Annotated in this window: 16 protein-coding genes; 5 read left to right on the plus strand and 11 right to left on the minus strand. The window is 58.9% G+C overall.

The window, feature by feature from the left end:
• Positions 1-175 precede the first annotated feature (175 nt).
• Positions 176-862: an HAD family hydrolase gene (locus tag N7578_RS16530; RefSeq protein ID WP_311111361.1), complete on the plus strand. Its 687-nt coding sequence runs from the start codon at positions 176-178 to the stop codon at positions 860-862.
• A gap of 66 nt (positions 863-928) precedes the next feature.
• On the opposite strand, the gene N7578_RS16535 is transcribed toward N7578_RS16530, so the two are convergent.
• Entirely contained in the window at positions 929-2,764 is a 1,836-nt protein-coding gene (locus N7578_RS16535) for a murein L,D-transpeptidase (protein WP_311111362.1), read from the minus strand.
• A 468-nt stretch (positions 2,765-3,232) separates the two neighbouring features.
• On the opposite strand from N7578_RS16535, the gene fumC reads away from it, so the two are divergent.
• Positions 3,233-4,624 (plus strand): class II fumarate hydratase, encoded by a 1,392-nt coding sequence (fumC, locus tag N7578_RS16540; protein ID WP_311111363.1) that lies wholly within the window; start codon positions 3,233-3,235, stop codon positions 4,622-4,624.
• Positions 4,625-4,883: 259 nt separating this feature from the next.
• Here the strand turns inward: fumC and N7578_RS16545 are convergent, their stop codons facing one another.
• The 4 genes from N7578_RS16545 to N7578_RS16560 all read right to left on the minus strand — a co-directional run bounded on the left by N7578_RS16545 (position 4,884) and on the right by N7578_RS16560 (position 9,106).
• Positions 4,884-6,512, minus strand: coding sequence for a CTP synthase (locus N7578_RS16545; RefSeq protein ID WP_311111364.1), 1,629 nt, complete (start codon positions 6,510-6,512; stop codon positions 4,884-4,886).
• Positions 6,513-6,667: 155 nt separating this feature from the next.
• Positions 6,668-7,108 (minus strand): preprotein translocase subunit SecG, encoded by a 441-nt coding sequence (gene secG / locus N7578_RS16550; protein WP_311111365.1) that lies wholly within the window; start codon positions 7,106-7,108, stop codon positions 6,668-6,670.
• 115 nt (positions 7,109-7,223) lie between these two features.
• Positions 7,224-7,994: a triose-phosphate isomerase gene (gene tpiA, locus N7578_RS16555; RefSeq protein WP_311111366.1), complete on the minus strand. Its 771-nt coding sequence runs from the start codon at positions 7,992-7,994 to the stop codon at positions 7,224-7,226.
• Positions 7,995-8,224: 230 nt separating this feature from the next.
• Positions 8,225-9,106 (minus strand): dienelactone hydrolase family protein, encoded by an 882-nt coding sequence (locus tag N7578_RS16560; protein WP_422646708.1) that lies wholly within the window; start codon positions 9,104-9,106, stop codon positions 8,225-8,227.
• Between the two features lie 206 nt (positions 9,107-9,312).
• Here N7578_RS16560 and parE point away from each other — a divergent pair, with 206 nt between their 5' ends.
• Positions 9,313-11,430: a DNA topoisomerase IV subunit B gene (gene parE / locus N7578_RS16565; protein ID WP_311111368.1), complete on the plus strand. Its 2,118-nt coding sequence runs from the start codon at positions 9,313-9,315 to the stop codon at positions 11,428-11,430.
• Between the two features lie 112 nt (positions 11,431-11,542).
• On the opposite strand, the gene N7578_RS16570 is transcribed toward parE, so the two are convergent.
• The 3 genes from N7578_RS16570 to N7578_RS16580 form a co-directional block, all read right to left on the minus strand.
• Positions 11,543-11,986: a hypothetical protein gene (locus N7578_RS16570; protein ID WP_311111369.1), complete on the minus strand. Its 444-nt coding sequence runs from the start codon at positions 11,984-11,986 to the stop codon at positions 11,543-11,545.
• A gap of 322 nt (positions 11,987-12,308) precedes the next feature.
• On the minus strand, positions 12,309-13,676 hold the full coding sequence (locus N7578_RS16575) for an enoyl ACP reductase FabMG family protein (protein ID WP_311111370.1): 1,368 nt from the start codon (positions 13,674-13,676) through the stop codon (positions 12,309-12,311).
• Between the two features lie 299 nt (positions 13,677-13,975).
• Positions 13,976-14,404 carry a hypothetical protein gene (locus tag N7578_RS16580; protein ID WP_311111371.1) on the minus strand — a complete coding sequence of 143 codons (429 nt, stop codon included), beginning with the start codon at positions 14,402-14,404 and terminating at the stop codon, positions 13,976-13,978.
• 253 nt (positions 14,405-14,657) lie between these two features.
• Here N7578_RS16580 and N7578_RS16585 point away from each other — a divergent pair, with 253 nt between their 5' ends.
• The gene (locus N7578_RS16585) at positions 14,658-16,214 is read left to right on the plus strand and encodes a phospholipase D family protein (protein WP_311111372.1); all 1,557 of its coding nucleotides are present in this window, start codon (positions 14,658-14,660) and stop codon (positions 16,212-16,214) included.
• A gap of 25 nt (positions 16,215-16,239) precedes the next feature.
• Here the strand turns inward: N7578_RS16585 and N7578_RS16590 are convergent, their stop codons facing one another.
• The 3 genes from N7578_RS16590 to N7578_RS16600 form a co-directional block, all read right to left on the minus strand.
• Positions 16,240-17,076 carry a response regulator gene (locus N7578_RS16590; RefSeq protein ID WP_311111373.1) on the minus strand — a complete coding sequence of 279 codons (837 nt, stop codon included), beginning with the start codon at positions 17,074-17,076 and terminating at the stop codon, positions 16,240-16,242.
• A gap of 264 nt (positions 17,077-17,340) precedes the next feature.
• Positions 17,341-19,854 carry an FAD-dependent oxidoreductase gene (locus N7578_RS16595; RefSeq protein ID WP_311111374.1) on the minus strand — a complete coding sequence of 838 codons (2,514 nt, stop codon included), beginning with the start codon at positions 19,852-19,854 and terminating at the stop codon, positions 17,341-17,343.
• A gap of 209 nt (positions 19,855-20,063) precedes the next feature.
• Complete coding sequence (locus N7578_RS16600; protein WP_311111375.1) at positions 20,064-22,625, minus strand: mechanosensitive ion channel family protein; 2,562 nt, start codon at positions 22,623-22,625, stop codon at positions 20,064-20,066.
• Positions 22,626-22,790: 165 nt separating this feature from the next.
• Here N7578_RS16600 and N7578_RS16605 point away from each other — a divergent pair, with 165 nt between their 5' ends.
• Complete coding sequence (locus N7578_RS16605) at positions 22,791-23,045, plus strand: GlsB/YeaQ/YmgE family stress response membrane protein (RefSeq protein ID WP_311111376.1); 255 nt, start codon at positions 22,791-22,793, stop codon at positions 23,043-23,045.
• The last annotated feature ends 187 nt before the right edge of the window (positions 23,046-23,232 follow it).

Consider the following 23,232-nt stretch of genomic DNA (forward strand, 5'->3'; position numbering starts at 1 on the left):
TGCCTGAAACTCCGTCCTCTTTATCGTCGGGTGCTGTTTACACGGGTCGAAAGCCAAACGAAAGCCTTTTTGCGCAGAAGAAACAGAACACTTGCCCCACGATTGCAAAGAGGTCGGCGATTGCCTACGGTTCGAGGCAGCAACACATCAGTACAATACCGAAAGAGGCGTTCTCTTGACTTCCCCGCTTGCCATCTTCGATCTCGACGGCACCCTGGTCGACACCGCCGCCGATCTTGTCTCAAGCCTGAACCATACAATCGCGACGGCGGGGCTTGCTCCGGTCACTTACAACGACCTTACCCATCTGGTCGGTCAGGGCGCGCGGGTCATGATAAAGCGGGCTTTCGCGCTGCGCGAAACCGAATTGCCGGACAGCGAGGTCGAACCGCTCTATGAGCGCTTCATCGTGCACTACAAACACGAAATGCCCGGTGACAGCCGCCCCTATCCGGGCGTCGTCGACGTGCTCGAAAACCTCTCGGCGGCAGGCGTGACACTCGCCGTCTGCACCAACAAGACAGAGGTTCTTGCCCTGCCACTGCTGGAAAAACTCGGCATGACAAAATATTTCGCGGCGATTACCTGCGGCGATACCTTCGAGTTCCGCAAACCTGACGCGCGCCACATCCTCGGCACCATCGAGAAGGCGGGCGGAGATCCGCTGCGTTCGGTTATGGTGGGCGACAGCATCAACGACATTCTGGCGGCAAAAAACGCCGACGTGCCATCAATCGGCGTGACCTTCGGCTACACGGACGTGCCGATGTCAGACCTGAATCCGACCGTCATAATTGATGACTACAAGACACTGACGCCAGCCCTGTTCAACAAGCTGATTGTGAGCCGCGCCGCGGCCTGACGATCGGCTGCATCAAACATGCAAAAAGCGCCGTTTCCGGCGCTTTTTTTCTCTCTGACAAGCAGCTCAGATCGAAGAGCCACGGGCTTTCGTCGTTGCGGCAAACGCCTTCTGCACGTAGCTGTCGCGATCGTAGACATCGTTGAAATATTCGACCTTGCCGTCCTTGTTCGGCCAGGCGGTGAAATAGGACACGTAAACCGGGATCTTCTGCGGTACCTGAACAGCGCGGTTTTTGCCCGATGCGATCTGCTCGCTGACCTTGTCCACGCTCGTTCCCAGAACGGCGGCCGCCATCCGGCGCGGATCGACGAGACGGATACAGCCATGGCTGAGCGCCCGGTTGTCGCGGTTGAAGAAGCTCTTGGCAGGCGTGTCGTGCATGTAGATCGCATGCGCGTTCGGGAACAGGATTTTCAGATCGCCCAGCGCATTGTCACTACTCGGTGGCTGACGGACGGAAATGGCGTTCGTCGAGCCGTACCAGTCGACGTTGCTGGAGGAAACCGCCCGGCCACCAACCTGAACCTCGTAACCGAGACGGTCGAGATAGGAAGGATCGCGACGCAGCTTCGGCAGCATCTCATTGACGATGATCGACTGCGGAACGCCCCAGTACGGGTTGAATTCGACCGTCTGGATTTCGTCCTGGAAGAAATAGGTCTGGTTCGCCTTCGAGCCGACGACCACCTTCATGCCGAACTGTTCCTGACCGTCATTGTGGTAGTAGGCCATGAAAGCAGGCTGGTTGATGAACACGTAGCGCTGGCCAAGATCGGCAGGAAGCCAGCGGATCTGCTCCAGGGCAACCTGAACCTTGGCGATACGCGCATCGTTGCTTTCGCCGACCATGGCGCGAACCGTTGCCGGACCGATGACGCCATCCGCCTTCAGACCCTGCTCGCTCTGGAACGCCTTGACCAGATCGACCAGTTCCGGAGTGTATTCCGCTGTCTGCTGGTAGCCGGAAATGATCGCGGCATGCTCGGTCTTGAACGACGGTGAGGCGCGATGTTCGATTGCCTTGACCACATTCGCCAGCTCGACGCTGCTGTTGCCGGGCTTCAGCACCAGATTGGCGGGAATGGAAACCGAATGCGCCGGGTCCGTTTCGGCGCGCAGCCTCGCAAGCTCCGCCTTCAGGGCCTGATATTCGGCGCTGGACGGCTCACGGCTGCGCAGATAGGCGGCGATATCAGGGCTTAGCGAGGAGAGCTTCAGCACCGGTGCAAGGTTCACGGTCTTGCGCTTGAAATCGTGATACCCCGAAAGACGGTTCGGATCGACACGGCCGCGGTTGATATCCTGCACATAAGCCAGAACCTTCGCCGAAAGCGTCAGTTCGAACTGCATCAGGCCGCGCTGATAGGCATCGGGCGTCGAGGAAGAAGCAGCATCCTGTGGCTTTGCCGCAGCTTCGGTGATGCTGGCTGTCACATCCCTGGCTGGAACGGAAACGGAATAGTCGGCTGGATCGAGGCCGCTGTCACCAACCATTTCGAGGAATGCCATAGCAGCGTTGGCGCGGTCCGTAAGTGCACCTTCCGAAACCCACAGCGGCTTTCCGCCTGCCGCATAATAGCCTTCCAGCGCCTTGGCGATCTCGGCCGTCGCGGTGAACTTGACGCCGGCAAAGGCGTCACCGAACCTGCTCGTATCGACAGCGCGCGCAGCATCGGCCTTGTAGGTGTAATAACGAGGGCCGGAAACGCGCGGCAGAGGCTCGGGATCGGAGGCGTCGGCGCTCATCGATCCTGACGGAGACGTGACGATGCCTGCGGGCGGCAGCTCGCCACGGTCACGGGCGATCTTGCCCGGACCACCGCGCAGCATATCCATGAGAGTGATTGCGTCCGCAGTACCGGGAAGGGCTGTGGAGAAGGAAAGACCGAGAGCCAGCATGACTGCTGCTGATGTTTTTCCAGATGTAGCTTGCAATTTGATCCTCGTAGCACCCGGCATGTCCATCGACAGACATGCGCCAGTTTCATGCTTTGTCTAGCCGATCGGCGGCCTGTTGAAAAGAAAACGCGCGAAGCACAGACCGACGGCGGAATGAACTTCATGTTACAGCCGAAACCATAAAAGCGTAATTTCCAGAATTGGTCAGAACGGTTAAATTTTCATTTATTTCATTAAGTTTAAGACAACACTTCGAAGATTGGCAAAGCGTGTCCCAATGGCTTTTTTACGTCCGACGGCCGCGTAGTAAAAATGCCACTGCGCCTCCTTTTTCTCAAAGTCGGGAAATATATGCCGCAGCTCCACGCAACGCTTTCATTGGCGGCACGATGATTCTATATATCGGCGCGCGCGAAGCGGGCAGAGGCGCCGTCTTGGCGGAGGAAACGAGTAAAAAAGGCAAGATTGATGACAGCCACACGCACGGAAACCGATACTTTTGGACCCATTGAAGTTCAGGCCGACCGCTACTGGGGCGCGCAGGCACAGCGCTCGCTCGGCAACTTCAAGATCGGCTGGGAAAAACAGCCAGCTTCCGTCGTTCGCGCGCTCGGCATCGTCAAGCAGGCAGCAGCCCGGGCCAACATGGCGCTCGCCGGCCTCGACCCCAAAATCGGCGACGCAATCATTCAGGCTGCGCAGGAAGTCATCGACGGCAAGCTGACCGAACATTTCCCTCTGGTCGTCTGGCAGACGGGCTCGGGCACGCAGTCCAACATGAACGCCAACGAGGTCATCTCCAACCGTGCGATTGAAATCCTCGGCGGCGAAATGGGCACCAAGAAGCCTGTTCACCCGAACGACCACGTCAACATGAGCCAGTCGTCGAACGACACCTACCCGACTGCGATGCACATCGCCTGCGTCGAGCAGATCGTTCACCACCTGCTGCCGGGCCTCAAGCACCTGCACGCGGCGCTCGAAGCCAAGGTCAAGCAGTTCGAACACATCATCAAGATCGGCCGCACCCACACGCAGGATGCAACGCCGCTGACGCTCGGCCAGGAATTCTCCGGCTACGCAGCCCAGGTTGCTTCCGCGATCGCCAACATCGAAACCACCCTGCCCGCGCTGTCGAAGCTCGCACAGGGCGGCACGGCGGTCGGCACGGGTCTCAATGCGCCCATCGGTTTTGCCGAAAAGGTTGCCGACGAGATTTCCAAGATCACCGGCCTGCCTTTCGTGACCGCGCCGAACAAGTTCGAGGCGCTCGCCTCGCACGATTCCATGGTCTTCTCGCACGGGGCGATCAACGCCGCGGCGGCAGCCCTGTTCAAGATCGCCAATGACATCCGCTTCCTCGGCTCCGGCCCGCGCGCCGGTCTTGGCGAACTGTCGCTGCCGGAAAACGAACCCGGCTCGTCGATCATGCCGGGCAAGGTCAATCCCACGCAGTCGGAAGCACTGACGCAGGTCTGCGCGCACATCTTCGGCAACAACGCGGCGCTCTCCTTCGCTGGCTCGCAGGGGCATTTCGAGCTGAACGTCTACAACCCGATGATGGCGTACAACTTCCTGCAGTCGGTCCAGCTTCTCGGCGACGCAGCCGTCTCCTTCACCGACAACTGCGTTGTCGGTATCGAGGCCCGCGAAGACAACATCCGTAAGGGCGTCGAAAACTCCCTGATGCTCGTCACCGCGCTGAACGGCAAGCTCGGCTACGACATCTGCGCCAAGATCGCCAAGACCGCCCACAAGAATGGCACGACCTTGCGCGACGAGGCGGTCGGTGGCGGCTACCTCACCAACGAGGAGTTCGACCAGTACGTTCGCCCGGAAAACATGATCGGCCCGAAGTAAGACGGTCAGGATTTTGTTGAGAGTTAAGAACGGGCCTTCGGGCCCGTTTTTTGTTTGTCGATGGAACAGACTGGGAGGGCGCCCCTTGAGGGATAATCACGTCTCTCCGCACTCGGCGTCATCCTCCGGATCGACCCGAGGACCCAACAATCCCGCCGCATGGAGCCTCGTCTCAAGGGCGAGAGTGACCGCAGAGGGGCGCGCACGCAACAACAAAAAAAGGGCCGCTGTCGCGGCCCTCTTCATCTCATTCAAACCATCAAACCAGACGGCTCTGTTCCAGCGCCGCTTCAACGAAACTGGCAAACAGCGGATGCGGATCGAGCGGGCGGCTTTTCAGTTCCGGGTGGTACTGCACGCCGATGAACCACGGATGGTCGGGATATTCCACCGTTTCCGGCAGAACGCCGTCCGGGGACATGCCGGAAAACACCAGACCACAGCTTTCCAGACGGTCCTTGTAGTCCACGTTCACCTCGTAGCGATGACGGTGGCGCTCGGAAATATCCGTCGAACCGTAGATTTCGGCAATCTTCGTGTCCTTCTTGAGCGCCGCCTTGTAAGCGCCAAGGCGCATCGTGCCGCCGAGATCGCCCTTGGACGACCGCTTTTCCAGCTCGTTGCCCTTCACCCATTCGGTCATCAGACCGACAACCGGCTCCTGCGTGGGACCGAATTCGGTCGACGAAGCTTTTTCGATGCCGGCGAGATTACGAGCTGCTTCGACGACGGCCATCTGCATGCCGAAGCAGATACCGAAGTAAGGCACCTTGCGCTCACGGGCGAACTGCGCCGCCATGATCTTGCCTTCGGAACCGCGCTCGCCGAAACCGCCCGGAACGAGGATCGCATTGACCTTTTCAAGATACGGAGCCGGATCTTCCTTTTCGAAGACTTCCGATTCGATCCACTCAAGCTTGACCTTGACGCGGTTTGCGATGCCGCCGTGATGCAGCGCTTCGATCAGTGACTTATAGGCATCCTTGAGGCCGGTATATTTGCCGACGATGGCAATGGTCACTTCGCCTTCAGGCGTATGGATGCGGTCGCAGACCTCTTCCCACTGATCCAGACGCGGCTTGGGCGCAGGTTCGATGCCGAACGCTGCCAGAACCTCGTTGTCCAGTCCTTCCTTGTGGTAGGCCATCGGCACATCGTAGATGTTCGCCACGTCCAGCGCCTGGATGACGGCGGATTCACGAACGTTGCAGAAAAGCGAAAGCTTGCGGCGTTCCGCTTCCGGGATTTCCCGGTCGGCACGCACCAGCAGGATGTCGGGATGGATACCGAGCGCCTGCAGTTCCTTGACGGAGTGCTGCGTCGGCTTGGTCTTGAGCTCGCCGGCTGCCGGAATGTAAGGCATCAGCGTCAGATGAACGAAGATGGCCGTGCCACGCGGCAGGTCGTTCTTCGTCTGACGAATGGCTTCCATGAACGGCATCGCTTCGATGTCGCCCACGGTGCCGCCGATTTCGCAGATGACGAAATCATAGTCGTCATTGCCCTCGACCACGAAATCCTTGATCTCGTTGGTCACGTGCGGGATCACCTGAACGGTCGCGCCGAGATAGTCGCCGCGGCGTTCCTTGTCGATGATGTTCTTGTAGATGCGTCCGGTGGTGATGTTGTCGGTCTTGGTCGCCGAACGCCCGGTAAAGCGTTCATAGTGGCCAAGATCGAGGTCCGTCTCGGCACCATCGTCCGTCACGAACACTTCACCGTGCTGTGTCGGGCTCATTGTGCCGGGATCGACGTTCAGATAGGGGTCGAGTTTACGAAGTCGCACCCGATAACCACGGGACTGCAACAACGCTCCGAGTGCTGCGGCCGCAATGCCCTTCCCAAGAGAGGAGACCACGCCGCCTGTGATGAATACATATCGCGCCATGGGATTCACCGGTTACCTTTTTACGATTGATTCCGCCAGCCCAAATTTCATTCAACGCTCCATTACTGTTGATAAATGGAGCGGGCCGGCCGGAATACGGACAAAAGAAAACCGGCAGGCTTTTGGCCTGCCGGAGCGTTAGATCAGGACCGGTCTTATTGTCCGGTCGGAACTGCGTTCGGATCCGTCTGCGGAGCAGGTGCCGGAGCCGGAGCGGCCGCGCCGCCAGCGGCCGGAGCCTGGCTGGTGGAGGGAACGCCATTGTCGGCCGGAGCCGGTGCAGCAGGCGTCGTCGTTGCCGGGCCGAGCGTATCGAGAATGCCGTTACCCTGGCCCTGCGTGGCCGGAATACGGTTCAGGATGTCGGTCGGACGTGCCTCGTAGCGGGTCAGAAGACCAAGGCCGAGCGACGTCAGGAAGAACAGCGCGGCCAGAATGCCGGTCGTACGCGTCAGCGCATTGGCCGTTCCGCGTGCCGACATGAAGCCCGATCCGCCGCCGATACCAAGGCCGCCGCCTTCAGAACGCTGGATCAGCACCACGCCGACGAGCGCCAGCACGATCATGAGGTGAATAACAATCAAAACGGTCTGCATGACAATCCATTCCATGCCCCGAAAGGAGCACCATAAAGAAGGTTTTGCGGCTCTTTACATGAGGTGGCGGCTTATTCCAAGCCCTTTCCAGTCATCGGGGACAGGAAAGCTTGTCTCAAGCCGTCAGTTGCTCGTATGCCGCATAGATGGAAAGGAAATCCGACGCTTTCAAGCTCGCCCCGCCAATCAATGCACCATCGACATTTTCGACGCCCATCAGCTCCAGCGCATTGGAGGGTTTTACCGAACCGCCATAGAGGATTCGCATCTTGCCGCCTTGGCTGCCGAAGCGCTTCGTCAGCTCCTCGCGCATGAAGGCGTGTGCTTCGCGCACGTCCCCGACCGTCGGCGTCAGGCCGGTACCGATCGCCCAGACCGGCTCATAGGCGATGACGGTGTTTTCCGCCGTCGCGCCATCCGGCACGGAACCGGCAAGCTGGCGCTTGAGGATATCGAGCGTCTGGCCTGCCTTGCGCTCGTCCGCCGTTTCGCCAATGCAGATGATCGCGATCAGTTCGGCCTCATAGGCGGCAGCCGCCTTGGCGCGCACCAGATGGTCCGTTTCGGCGTGGTCGGTGCGGCGCTCCGAATGGCCGACGATGACGTGGGTGCCGAAGCAGTCGGCAATCATCTCGGCGGAAATGTCGCCCGTATGCGCGCCAGACACGCTCTGATGGCAATCCTGCGCGCCGATCATCAGCGGGCTGTCGTCGCAAAGCGCCGTCGCCACGTAAAGAAGCGTCGAGGGCGGGCAGATCAGCGTTTCCACCTTTTCGGAAAGCGCGCCCTTGACGCCCTCTGCCATGGCCTTGATCTGATCCAGCGACGAACGGGTACCGTTCATCTTCCAGTTTCCGGCAACGAGCGGTCGAACATTCGGCGTCATGCTTATCAATTCCTCTGCTGAAATGAGGTCCCCGCCGCCGTAAACGACGCTACCCCTCCCCTTGCCCCGATCGCGGCGAGCCCCTGCGACGGACAGACTGTCAAACTCCGACACTCCCTTTAGCCGCAGCCAATCGCAATTGGTATAGAAAATAGCCGTTTTGGTTCAGAACCATGGTTAATTTTGCCGAAATCACGCAAGTTTCATCGACAACGGCAAGAAAATATCCGTCATCGGCTCAAAATCCAGTTCAGCACCGCACGCCAGTCGGTCATGCGGACCGGCGTTCCATGCCCACCCGTTTCGAAAACGGAAAACCGCACCGGTTGCCCGGCCTTGAGCATCGCGCGGAAAATCGTTGCCTGGCTTTTAGCCGAATAGACCTTGTCCACGCTGCCATGGGTGAACCACACCGGCTTTTTCGCCTTGGCGAAGGCGCTCTTGGGAAATTCGGGATCGACCGCGCCGCCTAGGATCGCCATGCCCTTGAGGTCCGCGACGGCATTGGCGTCACGGCTGATACCGTAGCAGATGAAGCTGCCCATAGAGGCGCAGGTCAGAATGACCGGCTTGCCGCCGGAACTGCGCTTCGCTTGGGCAATCAGCGCGGCGACATCTGCCACGCCCTGCGCATCGAAGGAGCGGACACTCGGAACATAATAGGTACCGCCATTGGCAACCGCGAGGTTCTTCAGCCGGTTGAAATTACCGCCGAACGTATAGTCGTTCATGCCAAGCCGCCGGTCGCCGCCGCGCCCGTGAATGAAGATCACCGTGAAGGCCTGTCCCGAAGCAGGCCCGACCCGCCCGACTTCGAGCGCCCTGCCCCCGACAGTCACGGTTTCGAGCGCCTGCGCGCGCTTGATGCCCATATCGACATATTGCCGTTTCACCCGGCGCTCCGGCACCTCGTCGCGGCCGTTGATATCCCGCATCTCATCGTAATCGATGACCTCTGACGCACCGCCATCACCGGAGGAAACAACCCTCCGGCTAGAGAACAGGTCATCCTTGAAGGGCTTGAGCGGCCCGTCCGGTGTCTGTGCCGCGACCGGCATCGCCGCAACAGTCAGGCAAAAAAGAGTACAAAACGTGAAATGAGCTGTGGACATGCCTTGCTGAACCGTTCATTCGTTGCGCCAAGACTTGCCATCGCGCTGGCGGCGGCGCAATCCTCCTGTTGCGAAACCCTGACATATTCGTGGCGCAGGAACGTCGCCTCTGGCCAAACGGGCGGTTTACAGCGTTTCGCGCTATACTCACGCCGATTCGCATGGCGAAATTCTGACGACACGATAAGACTTGAACCTTGGGCACGATGGACGACAGCAACGATCTTTTTTCCGGTCTACCGGCAGCACGGCGCGATGAAACGGACACGCAGGGCGAACCCGCGCATCCGGCCAACGCCAATACGCAGCCGAAGCCCGCAGCCGTAACGCCTGCCGCACCGCAGGCGGCGGCACCTGTTGCCCCCACCTCTCCCCCTCCTCCCGTGTCCTCATCCGGTGACGATTACGGCGCATCTTCGATCCGCGTCCTCGAAGGTCTGGAGCCGGTGCGTATGCGTCCCGGCATGTATATCGGCGGCACAGACGAGAAAGCTCTGCATCACCTCTTTGCCGAAGTCATCGACAACTCCATGGACGAGGCCGTTGCTGGCCACGCCAATTTCATCGAAGTCCACCTTGACGCAGAAGGTTTCCTGACGGTCAGCGACAACGGCCGCGGCATTCCGGTTGAGAACCATCCGCAGGTTCCCGGCAAGTCGACGCTCGAAGTCATCATGACCAAGCTGCATGCGGGCGGCAAGTTCGACGGCAAGGCTTACGAGACGTCGGGCGGTCTGCACGGCGTCGGCGTATCCGTCGTCAACGCGCTGTCCGATCTGCTCGAAGTGGAAGTTGCGCGCAATCGCAAGCTCTACCGCCAGCGATTTTCACGCGGCCTGCCGCTCGGGCCTCTGGAAGAACTGGGCGACGTGCATAATCGCCGTGGCACCCGCGTCCGTTTTCATCCGGATCCGCAGATTTTCGGCCCGCATGCGAAGTTTGAAGCTGCCCGCATCTTCCGCATGGCGCGCTCGAAAGCCTATCTGTTCGGCGGTGTTGAAATCCGCTGGAGCTGCGATCCCGGCCTCGTGCAGCCGGGCGGCGAAATCCCTGAAAAGGCGGTTTTCCATTTCCCCGGCGGCCTGAAGGATTATCTGTCCGCCACGCTCGGCAAGGAATTCACCGTCACCCGCGAAATCTTTTCTGGGCGCACCGAAAAGACCGGCGGTCACGGCGCACTGGAATGGGCCGTCACCTGGTATGGCGGCGATACGCAAATCCACTCCTACTGCAACACGATCCCGACACCCGAAGGTGGCACCCACGAGGCTGGTCTGCGCATCGCGCTGACCAAGGGCCTCAAGAACTATGCGGAGATGACGCAGAACAAGCGCGCCAAGGAGATCACCACCGATGACGTGATGATTTCCGCCGTCGGCATGCTGTCGGTCTTCATCCGCGAGCCGGAATTCGTCGGCCAGACCAAGGACAAGCTGGCAACCGTCGAGGCGCAGCGTATCGTTGAAAACGCCCTGCGCGACCCCTTCGACCACTATCTGACCGGCAATCCTGCCGAAGCGGACAAGCTGCTGGAATGGGTTATCGAGCGCGCCGAAGAGCGCCTTCGCCGCCGCAAGGAAAAGGAAGTCAACCGCAAGACGGCGGTGCGCAAGCTGCGCCTGCCCGGCAAGCTGGCTGACTGCGCCCAGAACACCGCGGAAGGCGCTGAACTGTTCATCGTCGAGGGCGATTCGGCTGGCGGCTCCGCCAAGCAGGCGCGCAACCGCGCCAATCAGGCCATCCTTCCCTTGCGCGGCAAAATCCTCAACGTCGGTAGCGCCAGCCGTGAGAAGCTGTCTGCCAACCAGCAGATCGCCGATCTCATCCAGGCGCTCGGTTGCGGCACACGCACGAAGTATCGCGAGGAAGATCTGCGTTACGAGCGCATCATCATTATGACCGATGCCGATGTCGACGGCGCGCATATCGCATCACTGCTGATTACCTTCTTCTATCAGGAAATGCCGGAACTGATCCGCGGCAATCACCTGTATCTCGCGGTCCCGCCGCTTTACGTCATCCGCCAGGGTGCAAAGACCGCCTACGCCCGCGACGACGCCCACCGCGCCGAGCTGATGGAAACCACCTTCAAGGGCCGCAAGGTCGAGATCGGCCGCTTCAAAGGTCTTGGCGAGATGATGGCCGCGCAGCTGAAGGAAACTACCATGGATCCGGCAAAGCGCACGCTGCTGCGCGTCGAGATCGATGACGTGGATTTCGAAGGCACGCGTGAGGCCGTGGACAACCTGATGGGAACCAAGGCAGACGCCCGTTTCCGTTTCATTCAGGAACGCGCCGCCTTCGCCGAAAACCTCGACATCTGATGAGAAATCCAACCGGACAATGGCCAGTTTTGTAAGCCAAAACTGGCCAACACCGGAATGTGGTTATCTGCTCGCTTGCATCACCGGCTGGATTGCCTCCGCTTCGCCCGTGCTAACCCGTTATTGCCTTGTTCTCGAACCGGACCCGGAAATTTCGCCTTTGGAAATCTTCTTTGAAACAGACAAAGACGAGTTCAAGATCTTCAGAAGCGTCGTGTCTTCCAAGAAGACTGAGTGAAGCGACGATAACGCCGTTGTAACCGCGGGTAAGTCGAAAAGCTGCATTGCGCATCTCTGTCGCGTCAGCATCTCTGCGGTCTTCACGGCGTTCGTAAATGACCCAGAACCGCGCCGCATCCCAGGTGAGTTGCAGCATTTCCCGGATTGTTGCAAGAAACTCCTCGGCGCTCATCGACGGCCCCCACGGCAAGGGTGTCTCACCGTCCTCACCGGCAGCGTTGAAATAACCGTCATACTCGCGACCGCCCGTCAGCGCCCGCTCGATCATTTCGAATGCAGTGTTTTCGGAGATTGCCGTCTTGAAGAGAATTGCCATGGGATCGATCAGGTCTGCGATTACATTTGCTGGTGGAGCCGACGGAGAACACGAGATGATATCGAGTTTCCAGCTCCATGCCCATGTATCACGACGCCTTGCTCCGAGGCCAGTCGTGCTGGACCGGATGTGCGCTTCGAACCCTAGTCATTCGATGTTAAGCACGGAGGCCGCACGGAATTATAAAATGGCCGGCAGCCTCCTGGCCGTCGAAATCCTGTCCAGCCTGACAGAGCCTCAAAGCACCATCAGACACCTTGGCGTGAGATTCCATTGAAAAAACTTGGCGATGTCGCTCGCCAAGGTTTCAGATGACCGCTTGTCAAGCCGTCTTGAGCTTCGGCTCCTGCCGATTGGCGAACGACGCCTCGCTGCGGTCGTGGGTCGCGTTGAGTTGTCGAGCGACGATATCGTGATTGAGCCATTGCACCGGTCCGCAGGGTGCACTGGACGATCTGAAAATCAACTGCCCGGTTGCTTCCACCACGAGTGTGCTCAGATGGTCGCTGATCAGTGCCTTTCCATCCCGGTGCATCTGCGTGATCTCGTGTGATGTTCCGATCGTGAGATCCGCCTGAGCCTGGCTGTTCGGCATAGGCCAGGCCGAGAAATTGTAGAACGGGATCATCACATCGCTGGCCTGCATGGTCCTGATCTTGTCCATAACGTCGTCGAGCGTGACGTTGTCAGCCAGCAGAGCCTCACATGCCTGCCATTGTTCCTCTGCCCATTCCGCACCGCCTTCTTTTTTCAAAGCCAGCAGAAGCGGTATCAAGGGCAGCTCGATACCTGTGAACACGTCCGAGGAATTCGTCCGGATTTCCGGGCAGTTATAGACGCTTGCCTTGATGCCAGCCGCCCATGCCCGCTCGGCGATACCCTCGAGCCGCATCTTCGCGTAGCCCTGCGTATAATTGGTGTAGGTCTGCCAGCGATACTCGCCGTCGATCAGAATCTCGGATCCGTGATATCCATAGGCCGTATAGCGAACCTGACCGCCCGACGCCTCGACGCGTTCACGAATAGCCGAGCTGAAGTCGATCAGGTGGCCGAAAGTATCCGCCGATACCGCATCGAAATTCTTCAGGATCAGCTTGCCCAGGTCGCTCTCGATGAGCGCCTGAGACGACATGTGCCTGGTGCCGGTGCCCTTGTAGATACGATTCGCAAGAACCAGAAACACCTTTGCCTTGGGTATGCCACCCGCCATCGTGTGGGCGAAGAACACATTCTGACCCTTGCCGATCATCCCGTCGAGTTCGGCCATCACCTGCGTCAACGCTTCCGTGAAACGCCTAGTGGAAATGTGCTGGCATTGCTCGATATGGCTCCAGTCGAGCTTGTCGTCTTCCCAGCTTGTGAGCGACATGTCTGCCAGAAGATCGGTCGGCGTCTTGCCGCCTTCCGGGGCATCGAGATCAAAACCTGCCATGAGGGGAATATTGATGATCTTGCCACCCAGCCGCTGTTCGGCCGCTGCAAGCTCGTCCGCGTCAAGCGGGCGCAGAACGTTGTCTTCGTTGCGACGCCCGACCGTGATGCCGACGATCTTCATTCCGGCCTTGCGCGCTTCGTCGAGCAGTCCCGTGGCATAACCACGTCCGAAAAGTTCGCCGAAAAGGACGAAGACGTCACCGCTCTTGAAGACCGTGTTTTCGGGAAGCTGCTGCGGAGAGGACGAGTTTTTCATTTTTCAACATTCTTCATTCAGGACTTCGAGCGTCGGCTGGCCGACTTCTGGATCATGTGATGCCTAAATTCGCGCGTCTTGGGAATTCATATTGGGTTACAGAGCATCGCATAACGTGAGTGCAGCTGTCGTTTCTTTCCTTATCGAGGATCGGCCGCAGGACGGATCATGTCCCCTCGAACCCCGTTATGATCGACACTCAAGGACAACACCGCGCGGTTTCTTCACCCGATTTCAACACTCTCAGGCGTTCTGGGTTGAGCCCGCTCGCGTGTCTTCGTTTGGGGATTGGTGGCGGTTCATTTATTGATCTGTCTATTGGCAAGATAGGCAAGTGCCGCCGAAGAGCAGAAAACATAAGGGCTGAGGAGCAGTATATCTGAATACGCTATCTGAAACAGCTTTGAAGCCGACAACCCAAGAATGACAAACCATGTGAAAAGAGCGATACACACGATGAGCGTGGAGGCTCTTAAAGGAGCATTTGGCATGACACGCCTGGACATCACGACTGTGGGTATTCCGACCAGTAGACAGCCCGGAACGGTTCCAGCAAGGCTCACGGAAATTGCGAAAACGTAAAATATGATGTGGAACATCTCCAGCGATTGATCCGCATCCGGATGCGTTGCAAACAGGTACGACACCATTAAAAAGGACCCTGTTACGCTTCCGATCACCGCCGAGAGCAATGAAATTTCCACCAGTTTAAGCGTGTTGCCTTTCAAGAAATCCTCTCCGCAAACTGCCTGCCTCAATCACGAGAGATCTCAGCTTTAGCCCGTCTTTAGGTAATTTTACCTTCCCTTACGTGAACACTTTATCCTCTCGCGCGTTTTAGCCCGGCCGATCAGCTTAGCGTTGCGTTTTTGGACGCATATCAGGCGATCTGAAATCGGTGAACCACGCATCGTTCCCGTCGAAAATCGATTCCGATTTTCGGGCCGATGCGTTAGTGTCGGGGCGGGAGCAAAAAAAGACGTGACTGCAATCTGGGTCGTCATAGCCATTCTGTTGCTGGTCCTCGGATCCAGCCTTTTTGTCGTTGTCAGCAAACAGCTCGAGAAAACCAGCCCGAAACGCCCGTCCAGAGCCCTGCCCGTCCATGAAAGCCGTACGGCGCTCGATCGTCACTGGCAGGTGATACACAACGGTCGCAACGAGGGCAACGCGCTCTGCCTGCTGCAATCCAACCTCGACGCTTTCGCAGTGCGTGTGGCAACGGCGCGCGCGGCGGGGCGAAGCCTCGACCTCATGTATTATATGTGGAATGCCGATCTCGCCGGACGGCTGATGATGCGCGAAATCATCGCGGCGGCAGATCGTGGCGTCAGGGTCCGCCTGCTGCTGGATGACCTTGGCGTCTCCATATCAGATCGCGTCTTCCATGCCATAGACAGGCACCCCAACATCGATCTTCGTCTTTTCAACCCGACGAGAGCGCGAGAAAACGCGCTGCATCGCGGCCTGGAACTCATCCTGCGGTTTGGCAGCGTCAATCGCCGCATGCATAACAAGGCGTGGATCGCCGACGGGCGCGTTGCGATCGTCGGCGGGCGCAACATCGGCGACGCCTATTTCGATGCGGACGAGCGGGCGAATTTCAGGGATTTCGACATTCTCGGCTTCGGTAAGGTGGTGGAGGATGCATCGAACATTTTTGACGATTACTGGAACAGCAGTGCCGCCGTTCCGGTACGCTCGCTGCTGGCCCGAAGGCCAAACAAGCTTGCCAGATTGCGGCGCGACTTCGCCGTACTGCCGAAAAGCGAAGCTGCGAAACCCTATCTGGCCCGCGTCAAGAAACAGTACGATAACGGCAACTTCCTGATGTCGGATCGCCTGCATTGGGTCGATACCGCCGACGTGCTGGCGGACCCGCCCGAAAAGGCGATGGGAAAGCGCAGGCAAGGCCACAACTTCCTGATGGAAAGCCTCCTGCCTCTGCTGGAGACTGCGCGTCAAAGACTGCACGTCACCTCGCCCTATTTCATCCCCGGCAAGCAGGGCGTCGCCACGTTTTCGCGGCTGGCGCAAAGTGGTGTCTCGGTCAATATCCTCACGAACTCGCTGGGCGCGACCGATGTTGCGGCGGTTCATGGTGGATATGCCCGCTATCGCAAGCCGTTGCTTGCAGGGGGCGTCAACATTCATGAGCTGCGGCCGCGTGCCGATCACCAGCCCATGTCACTGCGCGGTTCAGGTCAGGCAAGCCTGCATACCAAGGCGTTCACGCGGGATGGAGAGACGGGCTTCGTCGGCTCATTGAACCTGGATCCACGCTCCATGTCGCTGAACACGGAAATGGGCGTGCTCTTTTCATCGCCCGCCCTCGTCAGCATGATGGACGCTGTTTTTGCCGAGGAAACACAGGGCACTATGAGTTTCCGGCTGGAACTCGCCAAGGGCGGCCGCCTCGTCTGGACCTGCGTGGAAAAAGGCGAAACCCGGCGCTACGACCGGGAGCCGAATGCAGCACCGGCGCGCCGGTTGCTCGCGTGGATCATGGGCCTGTTGCCGCTCGAATCACAGCTTTGATCGACCGGCGGCAACCTGCTGAGTGTCAGGCCGCAGCAGCTTTCGTTCCAGCCTTGGCAAGCTGGATCTGTACCAGCGTGTCGAGGTTCTGGTTGACGCGGCAATAGAACTCTTCATCGATGAACGGCCGCAGCATGAAGTCGTTGCCGCCAGCCTTGAGGAACCGCGCCGACAGCAGCCGGTTCGTCGAGGATGAAACACCGATGATGCGCAGCTCGTGCGATCCGCGCATGGTGCGGATGCGGCGTGTCAGCTCGAAGCCATCGATATCGGGCATGTTATAGTCGGTCACGACCAGACCGATATCGGGATTGGCTTTCAGGATTTCCAAAGCCTTGGCACCGCTGTCTGCAAGGCTGACGCGGAAATTGTAGCGCTTCAGGCGGCTCGACAGCAAAGCGCGCGCCGTTGGGCTGTCATCGACGATCAGGACGTGGTGACGATGGTTCGTCAGGAACCGGCAGACCGATTCCGTCAGCATGTCGACCGCGAAGATGTTGTCTTTCAGAATGTAGTCGACCACATCCTTGGCGATCAGCGTTTCGCGCGTCGCCTCATGGAAGGTGCTGGTAAAAACGATGGTCGGGATCGACAGGTCGATCAGATATTCCAACGCCTCACCCTTTTCCGCCCCCGGAAGGTTGATGTTGGAAATCGCCAGCGTCACTGGATCGGAAGAACGTTCATAGCACTCCTGCAACTCTTCGAAAGAGCGGCAGATTTCGACCGACACGCCAAGCAGCTCTCGCAACCGCAGGCTCACCATCTGGGTGAATACATTTGAATCTTCCGCCAGCAGGATTCGGCTGTTGGTGAAAGGCACGCCGGAATATTGCATTCCGGTAATTCCGAGAAAGTTCATGTTGTCCCAAGCCCCCGTATTCTTGCGGGAAAAATAGCTGAGGCGGTTTTCAGAATGATTAATCGGACTTTCATTCGAAACCGAGTTTGCCGACATGCTTACTCAAAAGAAAATACGGCCCCGAGGCGCGGCTTTAAATGATAGCGTTTACCCAAACTCGACGTCATCCTCGGGCTTGACCCGAGGATCCACGGTTCACTCACGCGTGCATGCTCGGCGCAGGGCCGAGCATGCTGGCTTCATACTTTTCGCGTTTGCAACGCCTCAAGCGCGCAGGACCGCATTGTCCGTATCGAACGGGCTTTCCTGCACCACCTCTGCGTCGTAGAGCACGCCCAGAATGCGAACCTTCAGCTTCGTACCAATGGCCGCATGGGCAGGCGCCAGCATGGCGAGCGCCACTGACTTATTGATGCGCCAGCCGAAGCCGCCGCTCGTCACGCGTCCTACGAGCGCGCCGCTCTCGTCATAGATAGCTTCCGACCCGCGAGCATCGACATCCGTGTTGCCGGAGACGATCAGCGTCGAGAAGATCGATTTCAGACCCGCATCCTTGTAGGCCACCAGCGCATCGCGACCGATGAAGGTTTTTTCCGGGCGCAGGAACCGGTCGAGGCCGGATTCGTAGGCGTTGTACTCCACCGAAAGTTCACGCCCCATGTTGCGATAGGACTTTTCGACGGACATCGAAACCATCGCCCGTATACCGAACGGCTTGATGCCGAATTCGGCACCGGCCTCCATAAGCCGATCGAAGATGTAGGTCTGCATCTCGATGGGATGGTGCAATTCCCAGCCGAGCTCGCCGACAAAGTTGACGCGCAGCGCATGCGCCGTCGCCACGCCGACGGAAATCTGCTTCGCCGTCAGCCACGGGAAATCCTTGTTTTCGAGGCTGGTGCGCGTCAGCTTCTTCAACAGATCGCGCGACTTCGGCCCGGCCAACACCAGCACCCCGTATTTCTGGGTGATGGGCTGCAATACCACGGAGCCATCCGGCGGCGCCAGACGGAACAGCACGTCATGGTCATGCGCCTCGAGCCCGCCTGCCGACACCAGATAGAACCGGCCTGGCGCCCATTCGTACACCGTGAATTCCGCCTTCACGCCACCATTCGGGGTCAGAAGATGCGTCAGAGCGATACGGCCGCGTTTCTTCGGCACGGCATTTGCCAGAATGCTGTCCAGCCAGGTGCGTGCTCCGGGACCGGACACTTCCATCTTTGCGAAGGCCGACATGTCCAGCACGCCGACGTTGCGGGTGACGTTCTTCACCTCGTTGCCGACATGCTCGAAGTAGTTGGAGCGGCGGAACGACCACTTTTCAACAAAACGGCCATCGTCCAGTGCCGGCGCATAATTGTGGTTGGTGATGACATCGACACCGACGCCCTTTTCGCTCTCCGGCAGTTCGTACCCTTCGGGCGCGTACCAGTTGGCGCGCTCCCAGCCGTAAACGGAACCGAACACGCCGCCGAGCTTTTTCAACCGGTCGTAAACCGGCGTCGTCTTCAGCGGACGGGCGGCGGAGCGCTCTTCATCCGGATAGTGCATGGTGAAGACGTTGGCGTAGGCTTCCTCGTTCTTGGCAATGAGGTATCCTTCCGTCGCATAAGGTCCGAAACGGCGCGGATCGACGCCCATAAGGTCAAGCGTCGGCTCGCCATCGACGATCCACTCGGCCAGTTGCCAGCCAGCCCCGCCAGCCGCCGTGATGCCGAAGGAGTGCCCCTCGTTCAGCCAGAAGTTCTTAAGGCCCGGAGCCGGACCGACGATCGGGTTTCCATCCGGCGTGTAGGCGATTGCGCCGTTATAAACCTTCTTGATACCCACTTCGCCGAAGGCCGGCACGCGCACCATGGCGGCTTCGATATGCGGCATGAGACGGTCGAGTTCTTCCTGAAACAGCTCATATTCGCTGTCGTCGGACGGACCGTCGACATAACAGACCGGCGCGCCGACCTCATAAGGGCCGAGGATCAGGCCACCGGCTTCCTCGCGCATGTACCAGGCAGAATCCGACTCTCGCAGGACGCCCATTTCAGGAAGACCCTGCTTGCGGCGTTCTAGAATGGCAGGATGCGGCTCGGTCACGATGTACTGATGCTCGACAGGAATGACGGGAATGTTGATGCCGACCATCTCGCCTGTCTTGCGGGCAAACGAGCCGGTGCAGGAGATGACGTGCTCGGCGATGATCTCGCCCTTGTCCGTCGTCACCTTCCAGTGACCGTCCTCGAGCTGCTCGATGGCGGTGACGGACGTGTTGCGGTAGATGGTGGCGCCGTAGTCGCGTGCGCCCTTGGCCAGCGCCTGCGTCAGATCGGCGGGCTGGATATAGCCATCATCCGGATGCTGGATGGCACCGAGAAGCCCATCCGTCTCGCACAGCGGCCAGATTTCCTTCACCTGCTCCGGCGTGAGGATGTTGACCTTGATGCCAATGGTTTCGGCAATACCGGCATAATACATATATTCGTCCCAGCGATCCTTGGTGCGGGCGAGACGAATGTTGGAGACTTTCGAAAAACCGACATTCATGCCGGTTTCTTCCTGAAGCTCCTCGTAGAACTTCACGGAATATTTGTGGATCTGGCCAACCGAGTAGCTCATGTTGAACAGCGGCAGCAGACCCGCCGCATGCCACGTCGAGCCGGACGTCAGTTCCTTGCGCTCTATCAGAACGCTGTCGCTCCAGCCCTTTTTGGCAAGATGATAGAGCGTCGAAACGCCAACGACGCCGCCGCCGATCACCACTGCCCGTGCATGTGTCTTCATTTGCAGAACCTCTCAAGAACGCCGGGCACGACTGATGGTGCCGACAAATCGCTGAGGGGAATATGAAGCGCCTGCCCTGCGTTCAGCCGCCTGTTTGCGACATGGCCCATGGGTGCTGCGACAGCGGCGAAAATGCCGGCATGCGCCGGTTGACCCGCCATACCGTTCCTTTGGGAGGAGTGGCGGGAGGCCAGCCTTGGGGGGAACGATCAGCCTGCATTCGAGGTAGCCTTCGCCGGTTGCCCGGGAACCTTAGCGTCGGCCGCTTTTTCCTTCGGTTTCCTGGCATCCGAGGTTTCAGCGGCAGCGGCCGTATGCGATACGACGGCCTTGTCGCCTTCTTCAGACAGCATCGCCGCCAGCATTTGCGGATTGTTTTCACCCTCTACATGAATATTGAGGTTACGTTGCGGAAACGGGATGGCGATCCCCTCTTCCCGGAAGCGTTGCAGGATGGCGATGCGAAGCGCATTTTTCACCCCGAGCCCGTTGGACAGGTCGGCGAGATGGAAACGCAGTTCGAAGTCCAGCGAAAAATCGCCGAACCGCATGAATTCCACGTGCGGCTCCGGATTACGCAAGACCGACGGCTGCGCACGCACCAGTTCCAGCAGAATGTCCATCACCTGCTGCGGATCTGAATCATAGGCGACAGAGACGGGGATTTCCGCCCGCATGATGCGGTTGCGATGCGTCCAGTTGCCGACCGAGGAATTGATGAATTCAGAGTTCGGCACGATGATCGATTGACCACGGAAGGTTTCGATTTCGGTCGCGCGCACCGAGAGGCGCTTGACGGTACCTTCCGTCGTGCCTGTCACCACCCAGTCACCCACCTTGAACGGACGCTCGACCAGAAGGATGAGGCCGGACACGAAGTTGGAGACGATGTTCTGCAGGCCGAAACCGATACCGACCGACAGGGCCGAGGCGACCAGCGCCAGACTGGAAAGGTTGAGGCCCGCCGACGAGACGCCGAAGATCGCGGCAACGGCGATCCCGAGATAACCGATGCCCGTCTTGACGGAGTTGCGCACACCCGCGTCCACCTGGCCACGCGCCATGACATTGTTGTCGAGCCACTTCTGGAACCAGCGTGTGACGATATAACCGATGGCGAAGACAAGCACGCCGCCGAACAGGCCAAGCAGCGAGATCGAGGCGTTGCCAACCGTGATACCGGTCAGCAGACGGTAGCCCCAGCTTTCGATATCACCCGGCTGGAAGCCCCAGGAGAACAGGATGAGCGGCACACCGAAGGCAAGCGCGATCGCATAGATGCCGAGGCCCGCCACAAGTCCGGCCTGATCGAGCGGCACCGGACCGAGATTATAGCGCCGTTGTAGGAAACGGCCTGCAAGGGATTCGGCAAAGGCGCCCTGCCGGGAAATGGCCTTGCCGGAAAGAATGCCGATATACATCGTTGCCAGCACAGCACCGGTCGCAACGATCTGCGTGGCCAGAAAGCGCGCAAGGCCCACGTAACCGGTCAGGCAGGCTCCGATGAGAACCAGACCGCCGACACGCAGCAGAATGACGAGCCAGCGCGGCAGGCGCTGGTTGCCGGTATCGTGGTCCTGCCCCTCACCGATGACCGGTCGCAGGAACGACACGGCGAGAAGAATGATACCGATGGTCACAGACGCAATGAAGCTCTTGGCCACAGTGACGATCAGCGGCGAATAGAGCGTCTCGCTGATGGTTCCGAACAGATAGTCGAGGCCATTCACCAGCGCCATCAGCACAACGGCCGTCGAGAGCGTATGTGCCCCCTTGTTCGAGACCTGGAGCAAACGCCATTCCGGCTGCGTCGGCGCAAAAATCGCGTAGCTCAATCGTGATACGAAATAGACGAAGCCGATGACTGCCATCGCCCCGAACAGGATCGGCGCGATATCGGACCGCAGCACGTTGAAATTGTCGAGGAAGAAGGCAGAAGTGACGAGGAACAGGAACAACGAGAGCGACTGCACCATCGTTGACCAGAAGGCCACCGACAGACGGCGCAGATAAGAAGGCTCGCCCGTGAATGCCCGCCGGTCCATACGGCTGCCGAAAAAGCGATATCCACCGACCAGGAACAGCATGGCCGCCATGACGGACAGCGCCACCGCGCCGAACATCGGCAGTCGCTTGTAGTTCCAGACGAAGGCGACCCAGCTGCCGAGCGCATTGTTGAGATTGGACAGCTCATCAACAAAGGCGGATGTGGCCTCAGAGAATGTCGCCGCTGACAGGTCGGCACGTTTGAACAGGGTCGCGGCAAACAGCGCACGTCGAACCGCAGTGATATTGTTGGAAATCTGCGCCGCGTTGTTGGCAATGCTGTCCACTTCGCCGGCAATGGCATTCACTTCAGCACGCTCTGCCGTCAGGCGATTACGCTCTTCCGTGACAACGCCCGCCTCCGAAGGCTGTCCTTCAGCGGGGGGCTCGCCGAGAGCCTCCAGACGGCTCTTGATCTGATCGAGACGCTCACGCAGTTTGCCGTTGCTTGCGGCAGCATCCGTGGCGATCTGATCGGCATGTCCTTTCAATTCCACCAGTCTGGCGTCATCGCTACCGCCCGCCTCGATCTGGCCGGTCACATTGGCTATGTCCCTCTTCCATTTCTCGAGATCGGTTTTTGACTGTTCCAGCGCCGAAGGCTGAAGTCCGACGGCTGGCGGCGGCGTTGCATCCTGGGCGGACGCGGGAAGAGCGGAAAGAAACAATCCGCCGATAAGGGCCAGCATGATCGCCCCGATAAATCCACGCCGTCTATTGAACATCAACCACACTCCGTTCCGTCTCCGTCGTCTTGATCATAGCGCCGGGTCAGTCAATGCCCGACATACGGAAAACCACGCGTAAAAAGCGTGTTTCCCCAAGGATCACCTTGTGTTGTACTCCCGGAATCACCACTTCTGATATTGCAGCAAACATGGGAGGAAATCATGGAATCTGCTGGTATCGGCTGGATTTCAGCCATCATCATCGGTGGCGTCGCCGGGTGGCTCGCCGAACAGTTCATGAAAAGCAATATGGGTGTTTTCATGAACATCCTGCTTGGAATCGTCGGCGCGGTCGTCGCCAACGCCATTCTAGCCGTGTTCGGCATCATTCTGATGGGTTGGCTGGGTTATCTGATTGCAGGATTTGTCGGTGCCTGCATCCTGATCGCCATCGGACGCATGTTCCGACGCGGATAACGAATCCCGCGTAAAAAGTTTCGCGACTGCTTCACGATAACGACCAGCGGCAAAACAAAACCGCTGGGCGGGTCGCACAAATACGCAAAATGCCCGCCGAAATCTCAAAAAAAGCAAAAGCCGAAAACCCCGGGTTTCCGGCACTTTCCGAAGCTGCTGAAATTTTTCCGTCACAAAAATGAAAGAA

Source organism: Agrobacterium tumefaciens, from assembly GCF_031801495.1.
Classification (GTDB): domain Bacteria; phylum Pseudomonadota; class Alphaproteobacteria; order Rhizobiales; family Rhizobiaceae; genus Agrobacterium; species Agrobacterium tumefaciens_K.